The 18,587-nt window shown below is 62.1% G+C and carries 17 protein-coding genes; 14 read left to right on the forward strand and 3 right to left on the reverse strand.

Annotated elements, in window-relative coordinates:
• Positions 1-60 precede the first annotated feature (60 nt).
• The 14 genes from ftsH (at position 61) to G542_RS16820 (ending at position 16,697) form a co-directional block, all read left to right on the forward strand.
• Positions 61-1,971: an ATP-dependent zinc metalloprotease FtsH gene (gene ftsH, locus G542_RS0112190; protein WP_012698342.1), complete on the forward strand. Its 1,911-nt coding sequence runs from the start codon at positions 61-63 to the stop codon at positions 1,969-1,971.
• Between the two features lie 90 nt (positions 1,972-2,061).
• Positions 2,062-2,904, forward strand: a complete 843-nt coding sequence (gene folP, locus G542_RS0112195; RefSeq protein WP_012698340.1) for a dihydropteroate synthase — start codon at positions 2,062-2,064, stop codon at positions 2,902-2,904.
• A 48-nt stretch (positions 2,905-2,952) separates the two neighbouring features.
• Positions 2,953-4,302, forward strand: a complete 1,350-nt coding sequence (gene glmM, locus G542_RS0112200) for a phosphoglucosamine mutase (RefSeq protein ID WP_012698339.1) — start codon at positions 2,953-2,955, stop codon at positions 4,300-4,302.
• Positions 4,303-4,445: 143 nt separating this feature from the next.
• Entirely contained in the window at positions 4,446-5,405 is a 960-nt protein-coding gene (locus G542_RS0112205; RefSeq protein WP_027824260.1) for an ABC transporter substrate-binding protein, read from the forward strand.
• The gene (locus G542_RS17605) at positions 5,402-7,510 is read left to right on the forward strand and encodes a putative bifunctional diguanylate cyclase/phosphodiesterase (protein WP_051190049.1); all 2,109 of its coding nucleotides are present in this window, start codon (positions 5,402-5,404) and stop codon (positions 7,508-7,510) included. Before G542_RS0112205 ends, G542_RS17605 begins: the two co-directional genes overlap by 4 nt.
• A 109-nt stretch (positions 7,511-7,619) precedes the next feature.
• Positions 7,620-8,624, forward strand: coding sequence for a porphobilinogen synthase (hemB, locus tag G542_RS0112220; protein ID WP_034985807.1), 1,005 nt, complete (start codon positions 7,620-7,622; stop codon positions 8,622-8,624).
• A gap of 131 nt (positions 8,625-8,755) precedes the next feature.
• On the forward strand, positions 8,756-9,946 hold the full coding sequence (locus tag G542_RS0112225) for an acyl-CoA dehydrogenase (protein ID WP_027824261.1): 1,191 nt from the start codon (positions 8,756-8,758) through the stop codon (positions 9,944-9,946).
• 191 nt (positions 9,947-10,137) lie between these two features.
• Positions 10,138-11,757, forward strand: a complete 1,620-nt coding sequence (locus G542_RS0112230) for an electron transfer flavoprotein-ubiquinone oxidoreductase (RefSeq protein WP_012698333.1) — start codon at positions 10,138-10,140, stop codon at positions 11,755-11,757.
• A gap of 143 nt (positions 11,758-11,900) precedes the next feature.
• Positions 11,901-12,644: a Nif3-like dinuclear metal center hexameric protein gene (locus G542_RS0112235; protein ID WP_027824262.1), complete on the forward strand. Its 744-nt coding sequence runs from the start codon at positions 11,901-11,903 to the stop codon at positions 12,642-12,644.
• Positions 12,645-12,789: 145 nt separating this feature from the next.
• Entirely contained in the window at positions 12,790-13,374 is a 585-nt protein-coding gene (gene petA, locus G542_RS0112240) for a ubiquinol-cytochrome c reductase iron-sulfur subunit (RefSeq protein ID WP_012698331.1), read from the forward strand.
• 16 nt (positions 13,375-13,390) lie between these two features.
• A complete protein-coding gene (locus G542_RS0112245) occupies positions 13,391-14,710 on the forward strand; it encodes a cytochrome b (protein WP_012698330.1) in 1,320 nt (439 codons plus the stop codon).
• Positions 14,711-14,728: 18 nt separating this feature from the next.
• A complete protein-coding gene (locus G542_RS0112250; RefSeq protein WP_027824263.1) occupies positions 14,729-15,490 on the forward strand; it encodes a cytochrome c1 in 762 nt (253 codons plus the stop codon).
• A 182-nt stretch (positions 15,491-15,672) separates the two neighbouring features.
• Positions 15,673-16,275 (forward strand): glutathione S-transferase N-terminal domain-containing protein, encoded by a 603-nt coding sequence (locus G542_RS0112255; protein ID WP_027824264.1) that lies wholly within the window; start codon positions 15,673-15,675, stop codon positions 16,273-16,275.
• The gene (locus tag G542_RS16820; RefSeq protein WP_012698327.1) at positions 16,275-16,697 is read left to right on the forward strand and encodes a ClpXP protease specificity-enhancing factor; all 423 of its coding nucleotides are present in this window, start codon (positions 16,275-16,277) and stop codon (positions 16,695-16,697) included. Before G542_RS0112255 ends, G542_RS16820 begins: the two co-directional genes overlap by 1 nt.
• 329 nt (positions 16,698-17,026) lie before the next feature.
• Here G542_RS16820 and G542_RS0112265 read toward each other — a convergent pair whose 3' ends face one another.
• Genes G542_RS0112265 through G542_RS0112275 form a run of 3 tightly spaced genes read right to left on the reverse strand, consistent with a single transcriptional unit; the run spans position 17,027 to position 18,503 of the window.
• Entirely contained in the window at positions 17,027-17,476 is a 450-nt protein-coding gene (locus G542_RS0112265) for a DUF3592 domain-containing protein (protein ID WP_012698324.1), read from the reverse strand.
• Positions 17,476-17,943, reverse strand: coding sequence for a Holliday junction resolvase RuvX (gene ruvX, locus G542_RS0112270; RefSeq protein WP_027824265.1), 468 nt, complete (start codon positions 17,941-17,943; stop codon positions 17,476-17,478). Before ruvX ends, G542_RS0112265 begins: the two co-directional genes overlap by 1 nt.
• Positions 17,943-18,503, reverse strand: coding sequence for a YqgE/AlgH family protein (locus G542_RS0112275; RefSeq protein ID WP_012698322.1), 561 nt, complete (start codon positions 18,501-18,503; stop codon positions 17,943-17,945). The genes ruvX and G542_RS0112275 overlap by 1 nt, the downstream gene beginning before the upstream one ends.
• Positions 18,504-18,587: the final 84 nt, after the last annotated feature.

The following is an 18,587-nucleotide window of genomic DNA, read 5'->3' on the forward strand; positions in this document are numbered from 1 at the left end:
GATTACAATGGATTATTCAGGGACCACTGTGTGCCTCGCAGGGCGTAAAGGAGCCTCCTCTTGAACAACATCGGCAAGAACATCGCGATCTGGGTGATCATCGGCCTCGTGCTGATGACCGTATTCAACCAGTTCAGCCGTCGCCAGGACACACAGAACCTGATCGACTACTCGCAATTTATCTCCGACCTTGATGCCGGGCGCGTGCAAAGCGTCACCATCGAAGGTCATCCGCTGCGTGGCCAGTGGCTCAAGGGCAAGCTGTCCAGCGGCGGTAGCTTCACGACCTACGCACCGTACGACCCGCAGCTAGTCAACGACCTGCTCAAGCATGACGTGCGCTTCGCAGCCAAGCCTGAAGAAGAGCCCTCGATGCTGATGAACATCTTCATCAGCTGGTTCCCGATGCTGTTGCTGATCGGTGTCTGGGTGTTCTTCATGCGCCAGATGCAGGGTGGCGGTCGTGGTGGTGCCTTCAGCTTCGGCAAGAGCCGCGCCAAGATGCTGGACCAGGAAACCAACACGGTTACCTTTGCCGACGTGGCCGGTTGTGACGAAGCCAAGGAGGAAGTGCGGGAAATCGTGGATTACCTGCGCGACCCGACCCGCTACCAGAGCCTGGGCGGTCACGTACCGCGCGGCATCCTGCTGGCCGGCTCGCCGGGTACCGGCAAGACCCTCCTGGCCAAAGCCATCGCCGGCGAAGCCAAGGTGCCGTTCTTCTCGATCTCCGGTTCGGATTTCGTGGAAATGTTCGTCGGCGTCGGCGCAGCCCGTGTGCGCGACATGTTCGAGAACGCCAAGAAGAATTCTCCCTGCATCATCTTCATCGATGAAATCGACGCAGTCGGCCGCCAGCGCGGAGCCGGCCTCGGCGGTGGCAATGACGAGCGCGAACAGACCCTCAACCAGCTGCTGGTCGAGATGGACGGCTTTGATACCAACAGCACGGTGATCGTCATCGCTGCCACCAACCGGCCGGACGTGCTGGACCCGGCCCTGCAACGCCCGGGCCGTTTCGACCGTCAGGTCGTGGTGCCGCTGCCGGACATCCGTGGGCGCGAGCAGATCCTCGGCGTGCACATGAAGAAGGTACCGATTTCCAACGATGTCGATCCGTCGGTGATCGCCCGCGGTACACCGGGATTCTCGGGTGCGGACCTGGCCAACCTTGTCAACGAGGCTGCCCTCTTTGCCGCTCGCCGCAACAAGCGTCTGGTAGACATGGATGACTTTGAGTCGGCCAAGGACAAGATCATGATGGGTGCCGAGCGCCGCAGCATGGTCATGACCGAGGACGAAAAGAAGAACACCGCCTATCACGAATCTGGTCATGCCGTGGTTGCCAAGCTGCTGCCGAAATCCGACCCGGTGCACAAGGTCACCATCATCCCGCGCGGCCGTGCGCTGGGCGTGACCATGCAGTTGCCGGAACAGGACCGTTTTGCCTACGACCGTGGCTATCTGCTGGACCGCATCGCCATCCTGTTTGGTGGCCGTATCGCCGAAGAGCTGTTCATGAACCAGATGACCACCGGAGCCAGCAACGACTTCGAGCGTGCTACCCAGATGGCGCGTGACATGGTGACCCGTTACGGCATGAGCGACAGGCTCGGTCCGATGGTTTACGGCGAGAACGAGGGCGAAGTCTTCCTCGGCCGTTCCATCACCACGCACAAGAACCTGTCCGAAGCCACCATGCAGCAGGTGGATGCGGAAATCCGCCGCATCATCGACGAGCAGTACGCTTTGGCCCGTCGCCTGCTGGATGAAAACCGCGACAAGGTTGAAGTCATGGCCAAGACGCTGCTGGAATGGGAAACCATTGATGCCGAACAGATCGACGACATCATGGAAGGCCGTCCGCCTCGTCCGCCGAAGCCCAATGCCAGCGTGGGTGGTGGCAGCGTGCCGCCGGCTCCCAGCGGTCCGGCTCCGGCGCCGACCATTACACCGGCACAGGAACACTGATCTTGCCCGCCGGTCCGGCGGGAGTGCGATAATCACGCGGCAGGCTTGGCCTGCCGCTTTTTTTGTTGACCGGATTTTCCTTTTCCCGCCATGACCCACCTTGCTTGCGGCCGTTACCGGCTTTCCCTTGACCGACCATTGGTCATGGGCATCCTGAATGTCACACCGGATTCCTTTTCGGATGGCGGCAGGTTTCAGGGGCGTGACGCCGCGCTGGCGCAGGCGGACCGGCTGATGGCCGAAGGTGCCGACCTGCTGGACATCGGCGGTGAATCGACCCGCCCGAATGCACCGGTCGTGAGTGCCAGCGAAGAAACCGACCGGGTGCTGCCGGTGCTGGAAGCCTTGCAGGGATGCGGTGTGCCGCTGTCGCTTGATACCCGGAAAACGGCAGTGATGCAGGCCGGGCTGGCGCTGGGAGTGGACCTGATCAATGATATCGCCGCGCTGGAAGACGACGGCGCGCTGGCCCTGCTGGCGGCTTGCCCAGCCGCCATCTGCCTGATGCACAAGCAGGGGGATCCGGCCACCATGCAACAGCAACCAAGGTATGCCCGGGTGCAGGACGAGGTTCATGCCTATCTGTCGGCTCGCGTTGCTGCCTGTCTTGCCGCCGGCATCGCCGCGGAACGCCTGCTGGTCGATCCCGGCTTTGGCTTTGGCAAGACCGTGATGCACAACTACCAGCTGCTGGACGATCTGCCTCGCCTTGGCACGCTGGCGCCAGTGCTGGTCGGCATGTCGCGCAAGTCCATGCTGGGGGCGGTGACCGGAGTGACCGAGCCTGCCGCCCGGACGGTATCAAGCGTTGTGGCCGCCGTGCTGGCTGCCGAGCGTGGTGCTGCCGTGGTGCGTGTGCATGATGTGGCCGCAACTCGTGAGGGTTTGGCCGTCTGGCAGGCGCTGAAGGATGCCGGCCTCGCCCGCAACTGACCGACTGTATTCAACGAGCTGGCCGCCAGCCAGCCTGAGGGGAACCTGATGGCACAACGCAAGTATTTCGGCACCGATGGCGTGCGTGGAGAAGTGGGGCAACCGCCGATCACTCCGGATTTCGTACTCAAGCTGGGCTATTGCGCCGGCAAGGTGCTGGTCGGCAGCGACAGCCCGCATCCGACCGTGCTGATCGGCAAGGACACCCGTGTGTCCGGCTACATGCTGGAAGCGGCATTGCAGGCCGGGTTTACTGCGGCGGGGGTCAACGTACGCCTGACCGGTCCGCTGCCGACGCCCGGGATTGCCTACCTGACCCGTGCCCTGCGTCTGGATGCCGGAGTGATGATTTCTGCCTCGCACAATCCGTATTCGGACAACGGCATCAAGTTTTTTGCCGCAGGCGGGCGGAAGCTCGACGATGCGCTGGAGGCCCGGATCGAAAGCCTGATGGACCAGCCGATGGAAACCTGTGCCTCCAGGGAGCTGGGGCGTGCCAAGCGGATCGATACTGCTGCTGACCGCTATATCGAGTTCTGCAAGGCCACGTTTCCCAATGACCTGGATCTGCGTGGGCTGAAGATCGTCGTGGATTGTGCCAACGGTGCGACCTATCACATTGCTCCGGCCGTGTTCCATGAGCTGGGAGCCACGGTGGTGGCAACCGGTGCCGCGCCTGACGGCTTCAACATCAACGATGGCTGCGGTGCAACAGCCCCCAAGCATTTGCAGGCGGCAGTCCTGCAGCACGATGCCGATTTCGGCGTGGCGCTGGACGGAGATGGTGACCGCCTGATGATGGTGGATGCGGCGGGCCGCCTGTATGACGGTGACCAGCTGATTTACGTGATTGCGCGAGCCCGCCAGCAACGGGGTGAGCTGGTCGGCGGCGTGGTCGGAACCGTGATGACCAATCTGGCCATGGAACTGGCCCTGGAGTCGCGCAATATCGGATTTGCCCGCGCCAGGGTGGGTGACCGCTATGTCCTGGAGCAACTGCATGAACGCGGCTGGCAGGTCGGTGGCGAGGCCAGCGGGCATATCCTGTGCCTCGACCGGCATACCACCGGCGATGGCATCGTGTCGGCCTTGCAGGTGTTTGCTGCCATGCAGCAGCTGAATACCGATCTGGCCGGCATTTGCCGGGAGTGGCAGCCGTTCCCGCAAACCATGATCAATGTGCGGCTGGCCAAGGGCCAGGACTGGCAGACAGCGGCTGCCGTGCCGCTGGCCGCGGCCGAGGCTGCGCTGGCCGGTCATGGCCGTGTGGTTCTGCGCCCCTCCGGTACCGAGCCGGTCGTGCGGGTCATGGTCGAGGCGGATGATGCCGATCTGGCCCGGCGCTGGGCCGGGGAGATTGCCGAAGCCATTCGCGCAGGCGCACCGGCCGCGGCCTGACCGCTGATGCCGTGCTGTTGGCTGGCCACCCTGTCTGTTGTCAACGCCCTTTTGCCTTGTGCAGGGGGCGTTTTGTTTGATTTCAGTTCAAGTGGCCACTTATAAAAAGGGCATAATCCTTGGGTTATCCAAGGGGAATTGTCATGAAGGGCTGGCGTCGGCTGCTGGTGTGGCTGGGATTGTTGGGGATACTGGCCGGATGCAGCGGCGAGCCGCCGGTGTCCGTAACAATCGGCGTCAACCGGTGGCTGGGCTATGAGCCCCTGTTCGTTGCGCGGGCCAACCAGTCGCTGCCGTCCTCGGTGCGGCTGGCCGAATTCACCTCCACCAGCGAAGGCATGCGGGCATTTCGTAACGGTGCCCTGGATGCCGTGGCGGTGACGCTGGACGAAGCCTTGTCGCTGGCGCAACTGGTGCCCGACCTGAGCATCGGGCTGGTGGTCGATTATTCCGACGGAGCCGACGTGCTCCTGGCTCGCCCCGGCCTGAAGCGGGTCGAGGACATGGTCGGCAGGCGGGTCGGGGTCGACAGCCTGGTGGTCGGTGCCTATCTCCTCGGGCGGGCCTTTGACAGCCGCAATCTCGACATCAGCCAGACCCGCATCGTCCATGTGCCGATGGGACGGCACAATCTGGATTTCTCGGCCCTGAACGTGGATGCACTGGTAACGTTCGAGCCATACCGCAGCCAGCAGCTGGCCCGTGGTGCCGTGCAGATTTTCAGTAGTGCGAATGTGCCCGGCGAGATTACCGATGTACTGGTATTCCGGCGCTCGCTGCCGCAGGACAAGCAGCGGCAGTTGCAGCAGGTTGCGCAGACCTGGTTCGATGCCGTTGACCGCCTGTTGCGCTACGATCCGGCCGCCATTGCCGTCGTGGCCGAGCGTCAGGCACTGACTCCCTCACAGGTCCAGGAGGCTCTGGAGGCCATGAAGTTTCCGGGAATCCGGGCCAACCGGACACTCCTGAATCCGGAAAACTCCGAACTGAATCCGGTGCTGGTGCGGCTGGCCGCCAGAATGCGTGAAATGGACCTGCTGACGCGGCCGGTCCGGCTGGATACCTTGCTGGACGACCGGCTGGTGCGGGAGGTCAAGTCATGATCATGCGCTGGCTGACCCGTTATCCGCTGGCACGGACCGTTCCGGTAGTCACTGTGGCGCTGGTGCTGAGCCTCGTGTGCCTGGTCATGGTGTATCGCGTGAACCAGACCGAAGTCCAGGTACGCCAGATGGCAGAAGTGGAAGTCCGCAGCGAGATGAACCATCTGCAAGGGATCATCAGCGGTCTTCTGGAGGAGCGTGACATCGCCAGCGTGCAGCGGGTGGTGTCGCTGATGGGCGCCGAACCGTACGTGGAGTCGCTGGTCGTGATTGATGACCGCGGGCAGGTACAGGCAGCTTCGCGGTTTGCCTGGGTCGGCAAGAACTGGCGGGATCTGGGCCAGGGCTGGCGACCGGACGTGGTGGGCGATGCCATCCGGGATGAAAGCCTGCTCGTGCGTGGCGGTGAGCCGGTCGGCGTGTTTCATTCCGTGGCCGGCATCCATTTGCACTCGGAATCCCCGGCACTGCGCTCGGCACGCAAGGGGGCCATCCTGATGCGCTGGAACCTGCATCCCCTGTACCTGCAGTTCCGGCACGAGGCCGAACACGAAGCCGCCTGGCTGGCATCGGCCATGCTGGCGGTGTCGCTGGTGCTGTTCGTGCTGTTCCGCATGGTGATCAACTCCCGCCTGAGGCAGCTGGTGGACTTTGCCCTGCGTTTCGGTCGTGGCGAACGGGTGCACGCACGGCTGGAAGGCGGAGACGAAATCGCCCAGCTGTCGCATTCGCTGGATTCGATGGCTGACCAGTTGACCGAGCGCGAGTGGCACATCCGCAAGCTGGCGGAAACAGATGCCCTGACCGGGCTGATGAACCGCAATGCCTTTATCGATCGCCTGCAAGCGGAGTTGTGGCAGTCCCGGCAGCTGGCGCTGTTCTTCATCAATATCGACCGCTTCCGCAAGATCAACGAAACCTATGGTCACCGGATCGGTGATGCCGTACTGGTCGCCCAGGCCCGCAATATCGGGCAGCTGGCCGGTGAAACCGGCTGGTGTGCCCGCCAGGGGGTGGATGAATTCCTGTTGGCAATGCCGGCACTGGCACTGGAAGATGCCAACGGTTTTGCCCGGCGCATCCATGAGCGGCTGGGGTTGCCGATGACGGTATCGGGCGTCACACTTCAGGCCAACTCCTCCATCGGCATGGCCTTGCTGCCGGATCATGCCTCGACGGCAGAGGAACTGCTGATCAACACCGGGCTCGCGGTGCGGCAGGCCAAGGAGGAAGGCGGCAACTGCGTGGTGTCGTTCTCGGCTGCACTCAATGCGCGGCATGAACGGCAAAACGTGATTGAAGCCGGCCTGCGTGAATCGCTGCTCCAGGACGGTCTTGGCCTGTGGCTGGCCTACCAGCCGCAGCTCAACCTGCGCAATGGCCGCGTGGCCGGCGTGGAAGCCCTGCTGCGCTGGAATCACCCGACGCTCGGCATGGTGCCGCCGGACGAATTCATCCAGGTGGCCGAATCGTGCGGCCTGATCCTGTCGCTGGGTGACTGGGTGATGGAGCGGGCCTGTGCCCAGCTGGCATCGTGGCGCGAGCTGTATGGTTATGACTTCATCGTGGCCATCAACCTGTCGGCAGCCCAGCTGTGTGATCCCTTGCTGGTCGACAAACTGCAGGAACTGGTGGTGCGTTACGCCCTGCCGGCCGACCGCATCGAGCTGGAACTGACCGAATCGATGCTGGTGGAAGACATGAACCAGGCGCTGGGCGTATTGCACGCGCTCGAGGATATCGGCATCCAGTTGTCGATTGACGATTTCGGCACCGGTTATTCCAATCTGGCCCAGTTGCGCCAGTTGCCGATCAAGCGCCTCAAAATCGACCGCTCGTTCATCCAGGACATCGAAACCAATTCCAACGCGCGCGGCATCGTGGACACCGTGATGGCGATGGCGCGCACGCTCGACATGACCGTAGTAGCCGAAGGTGCGGAAACCGATGCCCAGGCGGTGTATCTGGCCGAGCTGGGCTGCGATTACCTGCAAGGCTGGTGGCTGGCCCGCGGGCTGCCGCCGGCCGAGCTGGAGACCTGGCTGTCGGGCTTCCGTCCTACCCTGCCCGGGCACGTCAAGTCGGTACGCGAAAGGCTGACATGACCGTTTTTGAAGATGTATGGTTCTGGATCCTGCTGATTGGCGCCAAGTTTGTGCTGCTGGTCGGCAATTTTGTTCGACTCCTGAACAAGAAATGAACAAGGATGTTCCGATGACTCCCGTTAGCCGTTCCTTCCCCGCGTGGCGGGCCCGCCGCATGCGCCGTGATGCCTTTTCCCGCGACCTGATGCGTGAAAATGTCCTGACTGCTGCCGACCTGATCTATCCCGTCTTCGTGCTGGAAGGTGAAGACCGGACCGAGCCGGTGGTGTCCATGCCGGGCGTGGTGCGCCAGAGCCTTGATCACCTGCTGCGCACGGCGGCCGAGGCGGTGGAACTGGGCGTACCGGCCCTGGCACTGTTTCCGGTCATCGAGTCCGGCAAGTCGCTGGATGCAGCCGAGGCCTGGAACCCGGACGGGCTGGTGCCGCGCGTGGTGCGCGCACTCAAGGCCCGTTTTCCGGAACTGGGCGTGATTACCGACGTGGCGCTGGATCCCTACACCACCCACGGCCAGGACGGCATCATTGATGAAAAGGGCTACGTCATCAACGACGTGACCCGGGACGTGCTGGTCCGCCAGGCGCTGTGCCACGCGGCGGCCGGTGCTGACGTGGTGGCGCCGTCCGACATGATGGACGGCCGCATTGCCGCCATCCGCGAGGCGCTGGAAGCCGAAGGCCATATCCACGTACGCATCCTCAGCTACGCCGCCAAGTACGCGTCGGCCTTCTACGGCCCGTTCCGTGATGCCGTCGGTTCGGCCGGTAACCTGGGCAAGGCCGACAAAAAGACCTACCAGATGGATCCGGGCAACAGCAACGAGGCATTGCACGAAGTGGCGGCCGACCTCGAAGAAGGCGCCGACATGGTGATGGTCAAGCCGGGGCTGCCGTATCTTGACGTCATCCGCCGGGTCAAGGACCAGTTTGCCGTGCCAACCTTTGCCTATCAGGTATCGGGGGAGTACGCCATGTTGCAGGCTGCGGCGCAGAATGGCTGGCTCGACCGCGACAAGACCATGCTGGAAAGCCTGTTGGCGTTCAAGCGGGCCGGGGCTGACGGTGTCCTGACCTACTTTGCGCTGGACGCTGCCCGGCTGTTGAGGTCGGCATGATGCCGGCCATGGCCGGATAAGCATTGCCAGCAAAGGGTGCCGAGGGGTGCCCTTTGCTGTTTCCAGGGCCGGCATGCATGACCGGTTCCACGCAGCAAAACCAGAGCAGTCCGTGACCAGGGAGCAGTGCCATGACGCATGCCGGCGCCGGCAGCAGCCGTTTTGTATGGGAAGACCCCTTGCAGCTGGAACAGCAGCTGACTGATGAGGAGCGCCTGATCCGGGACAGTGCCCGCAGCTTCTGTCAGGCGCGGCTGGCTCCTCGGGCGCGGGAGGCGTTCCGGCACGAGCAGTTTGACCGCGACATCATGCGCGAAATGGGCGAGCAGGGCCTGCTGGGCTGTACGCTGAACGACTGGGGCTGCGCGGGCGTTTCACACGTGGCTTACGGGCTGGTGGCGCGCGAGGTGGAGCGGGTGGATTCCGGCTACCGTTCGGCCATGAGCGTGCAAAGCTCGCTGGTGATGTATCCGATTGCTACCTATGGCTCACCGGAACAGCAGGCGCGCTGGCTGCCCGGTCTGGCGCGTGGTGAGCTGGTGGGCTGCTTTGGCCTGACCGAACCGGATGCCGGATCGGACCCGGGCAGCATGCACAGCCGGGCACGCAAGGTGGACGGTGGCTATCTGCTGTCCGGCAGCAAGATGTGGATCACCAACAGCCCGATTGCCGACGTGCTGCTGGTCTGGGCCAGGGATGACGCAGGCGACATTCGCGGCTTTGTCCTGGAGCGCGGCATGGCCGGGCTCTCGACACCGAAGATCGAAGGCAAGTTCAGCCTGCGTGCGTCGGTGACCGGCGAGATCGTCATGGACGGTGTCATGGTGCCGGATTCGCATTGCCTGCCCGGTGTCCGCGGCCTGAAAGGTCCGTTTTCCTGTCTCAACAAGGCCCGCTACGGTATTGCCTGGGGCGCGCTGGGGGCGGCGGAAAGCTGCTGGCACACCGCGCGCCAGTACGTGCTGGACCGCTTGCAGTTCGGCCGGCCGCTGGCCGCCAACCAGCTGGTGCAATGGAAACTGGCAGAGATGCAGACCGAGATTGCCCTCGGTTTGCAGGCCGCCTTGCAGGTGGGCCGGCTGATGGATGCCGGTACGGCGGCTCCGGAGATGGTGTCGCTGATCAAGCGCAACAACTGTGGCAAGGCACTGGGTATTGCGCGCATGGCGCGCGACATGCTGGGCGGCAACGGCATCAGCGACGAATTCGGCGTGATCCGTCATGTGCTGAACCTGGAGGCCGTCAACACCTACGAGGGAACACATGACATCCATGCCCTGATTCTGGGACGGGCACAGACGGGTATTCAGGCGTTTGTCTGACGTACCCGAAAAATGCAATGACATTTGCGATGTTTTGTGGGTTGTTTTCCGGTATTTTGGGTAAAATTACCTGCTGCAATGCAGCATCTTGCTGATTCAAACGGCCGTTTGACGACGGGGGCGGGGCATGCAATAGTGGCTGTCATCCCTGCAAAGGACAAAATAAGGAGGCGTGCGTGGAACGCGAATACATGGAATACGACGTAGTGATCGTCGGTGGGGGACCGGCCGGGCTGGCTGCGGCGATCCGTCTCAAGCAGCAGGCTGAAAAAGCCGGACGCGAAATCAGCGTCTGCCTGCTGGAAAAAGGGTCGGAAATCGGTGCCCACATCCTGTCGGGCGCCGTGATCGAAACCGGCGCACTGACCGAGCTGATTCCGGACTGGCGCGAGAAGGGTGCTCCCCTGAACACGCCGGCCGGGGCCGACCGTTTCATGTTCCTGACCGAGGGCAGCTCCATCACCCTGCCCACGCCGCCGCAGATGCACAACCACGGCAATTACATTGTCAGTCTGGGCAATTTCTGCCGCTGGCTGGGTGAGCAGGCCGAGGCGCTGGGAGTGGAAATCTACCCAGGTTTTGCCGCTGCCGAGGTGCTCTACAACGAGGATGGCTCGGTCAAGGGTGTGGCCACAGGCGACATGGGGCTGGACCGCGAAGGCCGGCAGACCGACGCCTGGCAGCCGGGCATGGAGCTGTGGGCCAAGCAGACCCTGTTTGCCGAGGGCTGTCGCGGCTCGCTGACCAAGCTCCTGATGGAGCGCTTCAACCTCAATGACGGTGCCGATCCGCAGACTTTCGGCATCGGCATCAAGGAACTGTGGGAGGTGAAGCCGGAGCTGCACAAGCCGGGTACGGTGACGCACACGGTCGGCTGGCCGCTGGATACCAAAACCTACGGCGGCTCGTTCATGTATCACCTGGAAAACAACCAGGTGGTCGTAGGATTTGTTGTCGGTCTGGATTACCAGAACCCGCACATGTCGCCCTACGACGAGTTCCAGCGTTTCAAGACACACCCGGCCATTCGTGGTGTCTTTGAAGGTGGCCGCCGCATTGCCTATGGCGCACGTGCACTGGCCGAAGGCGGGCTGCAATCGCTGCCGAAGCTGACCTTCCCCGGCGGCATGCTGATCGGTGACACTGCCGGTTTCCTTAACGTACCGAAGATCAAGGGTACGCACACGGCCATGAAATCGGCCATGCTGGCCGCCGATGCGGTGTTTGACCTTCTGGGACAGGATTCCCCGGCGGCTGAAGCAACGGCTTATCCGGCGAAGCTCAGGCAGTCCTGGCTGCATGACGAACTCTTCACCGTGCGCAACATCCGGCCGTCGTTCCACTGGGGCCTGTTTCCGGCCATCGCGTATTCGGCCATCGACACGTACCTGTTCCGTGGCCGGGCGCCGTGGACGCTGCATCACAAGCAGCCGGACAACATGACGCTCAAACCGGCCAGCCAGATGCCGAAGATCAACTATCCGAAGCCGGACGGGGTCCTAACGTTCGACAAGCTGTCGAACGTGTTTTTCTCCAGTACCAACCACCGCGAGGACGAGCCGATCCACCTGCGGCTGAGGGACCCCGCGGTACCGGTCAAGGTCAATCTGGCCCTCTACGATGCACCGGAGCAGCGTTACTGTCCGGCCGGCGTGTACGAAATCGTCGGACAGGACAGCGGCGTGCCGCAATTGCAGATCAATGCGCAGAACTGCGTGCACTGCAAGACCTGTGACATCAAGGACCCGACACAGAACATTACCTGGACGACGCCGGAAGGCGGTGGCGGGCCGAACTATCCAAACATGTAATGTCTTCCGGCAATTTTTCAGGTTGATTTGATGGTAAATGCATCGCCCGCGCTTTTGCTGCGGGCGATGCTGTATCCAAAGGTGTGTCTCCGGGCCGGAACCGTCACAATAGCGGCTGTTTGTCCCGTCAGGAGTCATTACGCATGGATGTGATTGAACTGGTCAGTCGCCTGGATACATTGCTGGAACCGTGGAAATTCAAGGATTACTGTCCGAACGGCCTGCAGGTCGAAGGTGCCCGGCGGATCGAGCGGGTCGTGTGTGGCGTGACGGCCAGCCAGGCGTTGCTGGACGAAGCCGTGCGGCTGGATGCCGATGCGGTCCTGGTGCATCACGGCTACTTCTGGAAGGGCGAACCTGCTGCCGTCACCGGCATCAAGCGGCAACGGCTGGCAACCCTGCTGGCCAACAACCTGCACCTGCTGGCTTACCATCTGCCGCTGGATGCCCACCCGCAGTTCGGCAACAACGCAGGCCTGGCGCAGGCGCTGGGGTTGCAGACGCAGGGAACCGCGGGCGAGCAAGGATTGCTGGCCTGGGGTGTGCCGGAAAATTCATGCAATGTGGGTGAGCTGGCGCTGCGCACCTCCGGGGCCCTGGAGCGTCTGCCATTGGTGATCGGCTCCCTGGAGCGGCCGGTCCGGCGCGTTGCCTGGTGTACCGGGGGCGGGCAGGGCATGTTTGCCGATGCAGTCGATCTGGGCGTCGATGCCTTCATTACCGGCGAGGCGTCGGAGTACTGCTGTCATCTGGCCCGCGAAAGCGGAGTGGCGTTCCTGGCGGCCGGTCATCATGCCACCGAGCGCTTTGGCGTGCAGTCCCTGACCCGCTGGCTGCGGGAACAAGGGCTGGATGCCCGTTATGTCGAAATCGACAATCCGATCTGAGTGGTTGTTTTTGTAGATAATTTTTGAAGCTAGACCATTCCCGCAGAAGTTGCAGGGAGATTTTGCCTGGCTCGGCTTTAAGCCATACGGGTATTCAGTTAAAATCACGTGGTTTAGCCAGATTTCTTGTTTGAGGATCAAACCAATGAGTGAGCAGCAAGTCGACAAGGGTCGCCGCCGCTTCCTGACGCTGGCCACCAGCGCCGCTGGTGGTGTGGCTGCCGTCGGTGTGGCAACCCCGTTCCTGCTGAGCTTCTTCCCGTCCGAGCGGGCGAAGGCTGCCGGCGCACCGGTGGAAGTGGACATCAGCAAGCTGGAGCCGGGTCAGAAAATCAACGTCGAGTGGCGTGGCAAGCCGGTATGGGTGCTGTCGCGTACGCCGGAACAACTGCAGAACCTTCCCAAGCTGGACGGCAAGCTGGTTGATCCGAAATCGGAAATGCCCCAGCAGCCCGTGTATTGCCAGAACGCCACCCGCTCGATCAAGCCGGAGATCATGGTTGCCGTCGGCATCTGTACCCACCTTGGCTGTTCGCCGACCTTCCGTCCGGACCTCGCACCGGCCGACCTCGGTGCGGACTGGCTGGGTGGCTTCTACTGCCCGTGTCACGGCTCCAAGTTTGACCTGGCTGCCCGGGTGTACTCCGGTGTTCCGGCCCCGTCCAACTTGGAAATTCCGCCGCACAAGTACCTGAGCGACACCGCGCTGCTGATCGGTGATGACAAGTAATAAAGAGGCGAAACACATGAGCAAGCAACAAGCGGTCCTTGACTGGATCGACGCGCGCTTTCCCCTGACGTCGACCTGGAAAGCCCACGTCTCCGAGTATTACGCACCGAAGAACTTCAATTTCTGGTACTTCTTCGGTTCGCTCGCCATGCTGGTGCTGGTCATCCAGATCGTCACCGGCATCTTCCTGACGATGAACTACAAGCCGGATGCGGCCACCGCCTTCTACTCGGTGGAATACATCATGCGCGACGTGGCCGGTGGCTGGATCATCCGTTACATGCACTCGACCGGCGCCTCGATGTTCTTCGTCGTGGTGTACCTGCACATGTTCCGTGGCCTGATCTACGGCTCGTACAAGGCTCCGCGCGAACTGGTGTGGGTGTTCGGCTGTCTGATCTTCCTCGCACTGATGGCCGAAGCCTTCATGGGCTACCTGCTGCCGTGGGGGCAGATGTCGTTCTGGGGTGCCCAGGTGATCGTCAACCTGTTCGGTTCCATCCCGGTGATCGGTCCGGACCTGTCGGTGTGGATCCGCGGCGACTTCGTGGTGTCCGATGCCACCCTCAACCGCTTCTTCGCCCTGCACGTGATTGCCGTGCCGCTGGTGCTGCTGGGTCTGGTGGTCGCTCACCTGATCGCGCTGCACGAAGTCGGCTCGAACAACCCGGACGGTGTTGAAATCAAGAAGAACAAGGATCCGGTCACGCACATCCCGCTGGACGGCATTCCGTTCCACCCGTACTACACCGTCAAGGACATCCTGGGTGTGGTGGTGTTCCTGATCGTGTTCTCCGCCATCGTGTTCTTTGCTCCGGAAGGCGGCGGTTATTTCCTCGAAAAGCCGAACTTTGACCCGGCTGACCCGCTGAAGACCCCGCTGCACATTGCACCGGTCTGGTACTTCACTCCGTTCTACGCCATCCTGCGCGCCGTGCCGTCGTTCTTCGGTACCCAGGTGTGGGGTGTGCTGGCCATGGGTGGTGCCGTGGTGCTGATCGCCTTCCTGCCGTGGCTGGACAAGAGCCCGGTCAAGTCGATCCGTTACCGTGGTCCGAAGTTCAAGATTGCCGTCACCCTGTTCGTGATCGCCTTTATCGGTCTGGGTATCTTGGGGGCCATGCCGTCGACCAACGTGCGTACCGTCATCGCCCAGTTGCTGTCGGTTGTCTACTTCCTGTTCTTCCTGGCCATGCCGTTCTACACCCGCAACGATATCGGCTCGGTGCCGGTGCCGGAGCGCGTGACCGAAACCAACGGCAAGCGTCAACTGACCTTCGCTGTGCTGGTGGCAATCGCTCTGGGCGGTGCCTGGGCATTTGCCAAGCTGGTTTGATTGAGGGAGCGACAAGTCATGAAAAAAACCATCCGCCAATTCCTCGCCGCTACCCTGCTGCTGGCCCTGCCGGCAGGAGCTGCCATGGCCGCTGCTGCTGGTCCGGCCCTGGATCCGGCTCCGATTGACCTGCGGGATACCGAAAGCCTGCAGCGCGGTGCCCAGCTGTTCAACAACTACTGCCTGTCCTGCCACAGCGCCCAGGCCATGCGTTACAACCGGCTGCAGGACATCGCGCTGTCCGAGCAGCAGATCAAGGACAACCTGTTGCCGGCCAATGCCAAGATCGGTGACACCATGAAAGTGGCCATGCAGCCGCTGGACGGTGCCAACTGGTTTGGCGCCGTGCCGCCGGACCTGTCGGTGATGGCGCGTGCCCGGGGTGCAGACTACATCTACACCTACCTGCGCGGTTTCTACCGTGACGAAACCCGTCCGACCGGCTGGAACAACCTGGTGTTTGACAAGGTAGGCATGCCGCACGTGTTCTGGCAGTGGCAAGGCGAACAGCGCCTCGTTACCGTCAAGGAAAACGGTCATGACGTGCAGAAACTGGAGCTGGTCACCCCCGGCACCATGACCCGCATGGTCAACGGCAAGCCGGATACCCGCGAGTTCGACCAGCGCATGGCCGACCTCACCAATTACATGGTATTCATGGGCGAGCCGTCCCAAGTCAAGCGTCACCAGGTCGGATACGTCGTACTGATGTTCCTGGTTCTGGTCATGCTGCCGCTGGCCTACCTGCTGAAGAAGGAATACTGGAAAGACATACACTGATTCCAGTAACGTGAAATGACAGGCGGATCAATTGGTCCGCCTGTTTTCATTTGTGGATCAATGGCTTGCGGTTCTTGTCTGGCAAGGGCCTGGAGGGCAGTGCTACAATCCCGCTGATTGCCCGCCCCACGGCAGGTGGGGTGTTCATGCCGGATATTTATTTTGAAAAGGTTGCCGCCAAAATGATGACACTGTATTCGGGTACGACCGATCCCTTCAGCCACCGCTGCCGTATCGTATTGTTCGAAAAAGGCATGGATTTCCAGATCCAGGATGTGGACGTGCTGAACAAGCCGGAAGACCTTGCGGTCATGAATCCGTACAACGAAGTGCCGGTCCTGGTCGAGCGTGACCTGATCCTGTACGAATCCAACATCATCAACGAATACATCGACGAGCGTTTTCCGCATCCGCAGCTGATGCCGGCCGATCCGATCATGCGTGCCCGTGCCCGCCTGTTCCTGCACCGCTTCGAAAACGAGCTGTTCACCCATGTGAAAACCTTGGAAGGTGCACCGAAAAAGGCCGAGGCCGAAAAAGCCCGCGAAGCCATCCGTGACAGCCTGACCACCATTGCTCCGGTGTTTTCTCGGCAGAAATTCATGCTGGGTGACGAGTTCTCCATGATCGACGTGGCCATTGCCCCGCTGCTGTGGCGCCTCGAGCATTACGGCATTGATCTTGGCAAGGCTGCTGCTCCGATCCTGAAGTACTCCGAGCGCATCTTCACCCGCCAGGCCTTTATTGATTCGCTGACTCCGGCCGAAAAGGCCATGCGCAAATAATGAGCGTTTCGACCAAACCCTATCTGGTGCGAGCCCTGTGGCAGTGGTGTGTCGACAACGGTCACACGCCGTATCTGGCCGTCTGGGTCAATGACCGGGTACAGGTGCCGCATCAGTACGTGCGCGACAACGAGATTGTCCTCAACATCGCACCCTCTGCCACGCAGGGGCTGGATATCGGCAACGACTGGATCAGTTTTTCCGCCCGTTTTGGTGGCATTTCCCAGCAGATCCATGTGCCGGTAGGCAATGTCGTGTCCATTTTCGCCCGGGAAACCGGCGAAGGGATGGGGTTTGAGCTGGAGGATGAGCAGTCGGAAGGGCTGCACGCCCTGGATGAAGATGGCAGTGACGGACATGAGGCCGGAGTACCGCCTCCCGAACCCTCTGGAGGGGGAAGCCGCTTGCGCATCGTCAAGTGAAGATGCCAGTAAATGAAATCACCGGCCTTGAGCTGGTGATTTTTTTGTCTTTGATTCCGGATTGAGTAGGGGGTGCCCAAAATTTGGGCAAACCGGATTTCCCTTGCTGGCAGAATGACTTGAAGCGGTTATCCACACTTTTTCCTGTCAGCCATCCCCGCCGGGCGGGGGCAACTGGAACAGTGTGCTGTGGACAACTTTTCCCGGGTTACAAGCTGCCTAAAAAACAGACGGTAGTTAATTTCTACGTAAAAACAGCGGTTTATGCTGTTTGTCCACAGCCGGTGCACATTGCCGTGCTGCCGTTCTGGGGATAAACACACAGCTGGTCAGCCGTGCAGCAAGAAGTATCCCGCAATCAGGGCCACGGCCAGCGCCAGACCAATGCCGGCCCAGACAGTCCAGTGGCGACCGGTTTCCAGCACGCTTTCTGCCGGATTGGCCGGGTTGACGTACACCCAGACCGGGCTGCCGCCCGGATAGCGGGCAGCAATTTCGGCCTCGGGAGCTTCGGTCGTGCTGTAGCCCGGTTCGGGGAAACGGCGCTGGGTGCCGGCATATGGCCGGCCATCCACTTCATAGCGATAGTGGATGATCGCCTTGTAATCCCACTGGCGCTCGTTGGAGCGCGCTGCCCGCCGGTCAACCAGGCTTTCCGTTACCGTTCCCTGTACCCGGCGCCAGTCCTGGCTGGCCACGGCCTTTTCGCCCTGGCGATACAGCATCAGGGCGCCGGCCAGTGCCATGACGATCAGGCCGGTCAGTACGATCCAGCGCATCAGTCGTCCTTGCCCTCTGCCATCGGCCGGGTCGGGTCGAATGCCTCACCGCCCTGGTCGAAAAAGCTTTGCAGGATGACCTGGGCTGCCACCTGGTCCAGTACCGGCTTCTGCTTGCGGCCACGCCGGCCGGATTCGCGCAGCAGGTCTTCCGCCAGCAGCGAACTGTGACGCTCGTCCACCAGTACCACCGGCAGGCCGAAACGGCCGTGCAGGCGCTGGGCAAACCGCCGGGCCAGCCGGGTCATCTCGTGCGGCGTACCGTCGGCATGCGTGGGCAGGCCGACCACCAGACCGCTGATCTGCCATTCGCCGATCAGGGCTGCAATGCGGGCAAACCGGCTGTCATTGTCCGGCGCACTCAGGGTTTCCAGCGGATGGGCGATGCCGACCAGCCGGTCACCGACTGCAATACCGATGCGGGCTTCGCCGAAATCAAAGCCCAGCCAGCTGCCTTGTGCCTGCATCAGGCATGCCCCGCGCTGCCGAACAGGGCCGAAGGCTCGATGCCCAGCAGCCGGATGGCGGCGTCGTAACGGTCGGCCACCGGCAGGTCAAAGACGATGCGCATGTCGGCCGGCACCGTCAGCCAGGCATTCTGTGCCAGTTCGTGTTCCAGTTGCCCGGGTTCCCAGCCGGCGTAACCCAGTGTCACGATCAGGCGCTCTGGCCCCTCGTGGTGGCTGACAGCCGCCAGCACGTCGCGCGACGTGGTCAGCGCCACGTTGTCGGTCACGGTCAGCGACGACTGCCAGTTGCCGATCGGCTCGTGCAGCACGAAGCCGCGGTCGGACTGGACCGGACCGCCGACAAACACCGGCAGGCCCACCTGGTCGGGCCGGCAGCCATCAAGGCCGATCTGCCCCAGGAGGCTGTCCAGCGTCAGGTCGGCACCGTGATTGATGATCACGCCCATGGCGCCCTGCTCACCGTGGTCGCACATGTAAACCACCGCGCGGGCAAACAGGGAATCCTCCATGTCCGGCATGGCGATCAGGAAATGGTGCGAAAGGCAGAGAGTGTCCATGTGCCGATTATGGCATGGCTCACCGGCCCGCGGCATGCCGCACCGGCGGCGAAGGCTGCCCGGCCGGCCGGCAAGCCCGGTAGA

Origin of the sequence: Laribacter hongkongensis DSM 14985, from assembly GCF_000423285.1 — a bacterium.
GTDB classification, from domain to species: Bacteria; Pseudomonadota; Gammaproteobacteria; order Burkholderiales; family Aquaspirillaceae; genus Laribacter; species Laribacter hongkongensis.

What these genes read in the sequence shown, in the direction of transcription:
- glmM (WP_012698339.1), top strand. Translation starts at nt 2,953, where the DNA reads ATGGCACAACGCAAGTATTTCGGCACCGATGGCGTGCGTGGAGAAGTG.
- petA (WP_012698331.1), top strand. Translation starts at nt 12,790, where the DNA reads ATGAGTGAGCAGCAAGTCGACAAGGGTCGCCGCCGCTTCCTGACGCTG.
- G542_RS0112205 (WP_027824260.1), top strand. Translation starts at nt 4,446, where the DNA reads ATGAAGGGCTGGCGTCGGCTGCTGGTGTGGCTGGGATTGTTGGGGATA.
- G542_RS0112265 (WP_012698324.1), bottom strand. Translation starts at nt 17,476, where the DNA reads ATGCGCTGGATCGTACTGACCGGCCTGATCGTCATGGCACTGGCCGGC.
- G542_RS16820 (WP_012698327.1), top strand. Translation starts at nt 16,275, where the DNA reads ATGAGCGTTTCGACCAAACCCTATCTGGTGCGAGCCCTGTGGCAGTGG.
- G542_RS0112235 (WP_027824262.1), top strand. Translation starts at nt 11,901, where the DNA reads ATGGATGTGATTGAACTGGTCAGTCGCCTGGATACATTGCTGGAACCG.
- G542_RS17605 (WP_051190049.1), top strand. Translation starts at nt 5,402, where the DNA reads ATGATCATGCGCTGGCTGACCCGTTATCCGCTGGCACGGACCGTTCCG.
- G542_RS0112250 (WP_027824263.1), top strand. Translation starts at nt 14,729, where the DNA reads ATGAAAAAAACCATCCGCCAATTCCTCGCCGCTACCCTGCTGCTGGCC.
- G542_RS0112255 (WP_027824264.1), top strand. Translation starts at nt 15,673, where the DNA reads ATGATGACACTGTATTCGGGTACGACCGATCCCTTCAGCCACCGCTGC.
- folP (WP_012698340.1), top strand. Translation starts at nt 2,062, where the DNA reads ATGACCCACCTTGCTTGCGGCCGTTACCGGCTTTCCCTTGACCGACCA.
- G542_RS0112230 (WP_012698333.1), top strand. Translation starts at nt 10,138, where the DNA reads ATGGAATACGACGTAGTGATCGTCGGTGGGGGACCGGCCGGGCTGGCT.
- G542_RS0112225 (WP_027824261.1), top strand. Translation starts at nt 8,756, where the DNA reads ATGACGCATGCCGGCGCCGGCAGCAGCCGTTTTGTATGGGAAGACCCC.
- ruvX (WP_027824265.1), bottom strand. Translation starts at nt 17,943, where the DNA reads ATGCAGGCACAAGGCAGCTGGCTGGGCTTTGATTTCGGCGAAGCCCGC.
- G542_RS0112275 (WP_012698322.1), bottom strand. Translation starts at nt 18,503, where the DNA reads ATGGACACTCTCTGCCTTTCGCACCATTTCCTGATCGCCATGCCGGAC.
- hemB (WP_034985807.1), top strand. Translation starts at nt 7,620, where the DNA reads ATGACTCCCGTTAGCCGTTCCTTCCCCGCGTGGCGGGCCCGCCGCATG.
- G542_RS0112245 (WP_012698330.1), top strand. Translation starts at nt 13,391, where the DNA reads ATGAGCAAGCAACAAGCGGTCCTTGACTGGATCGACGCGCGCTTTCCC.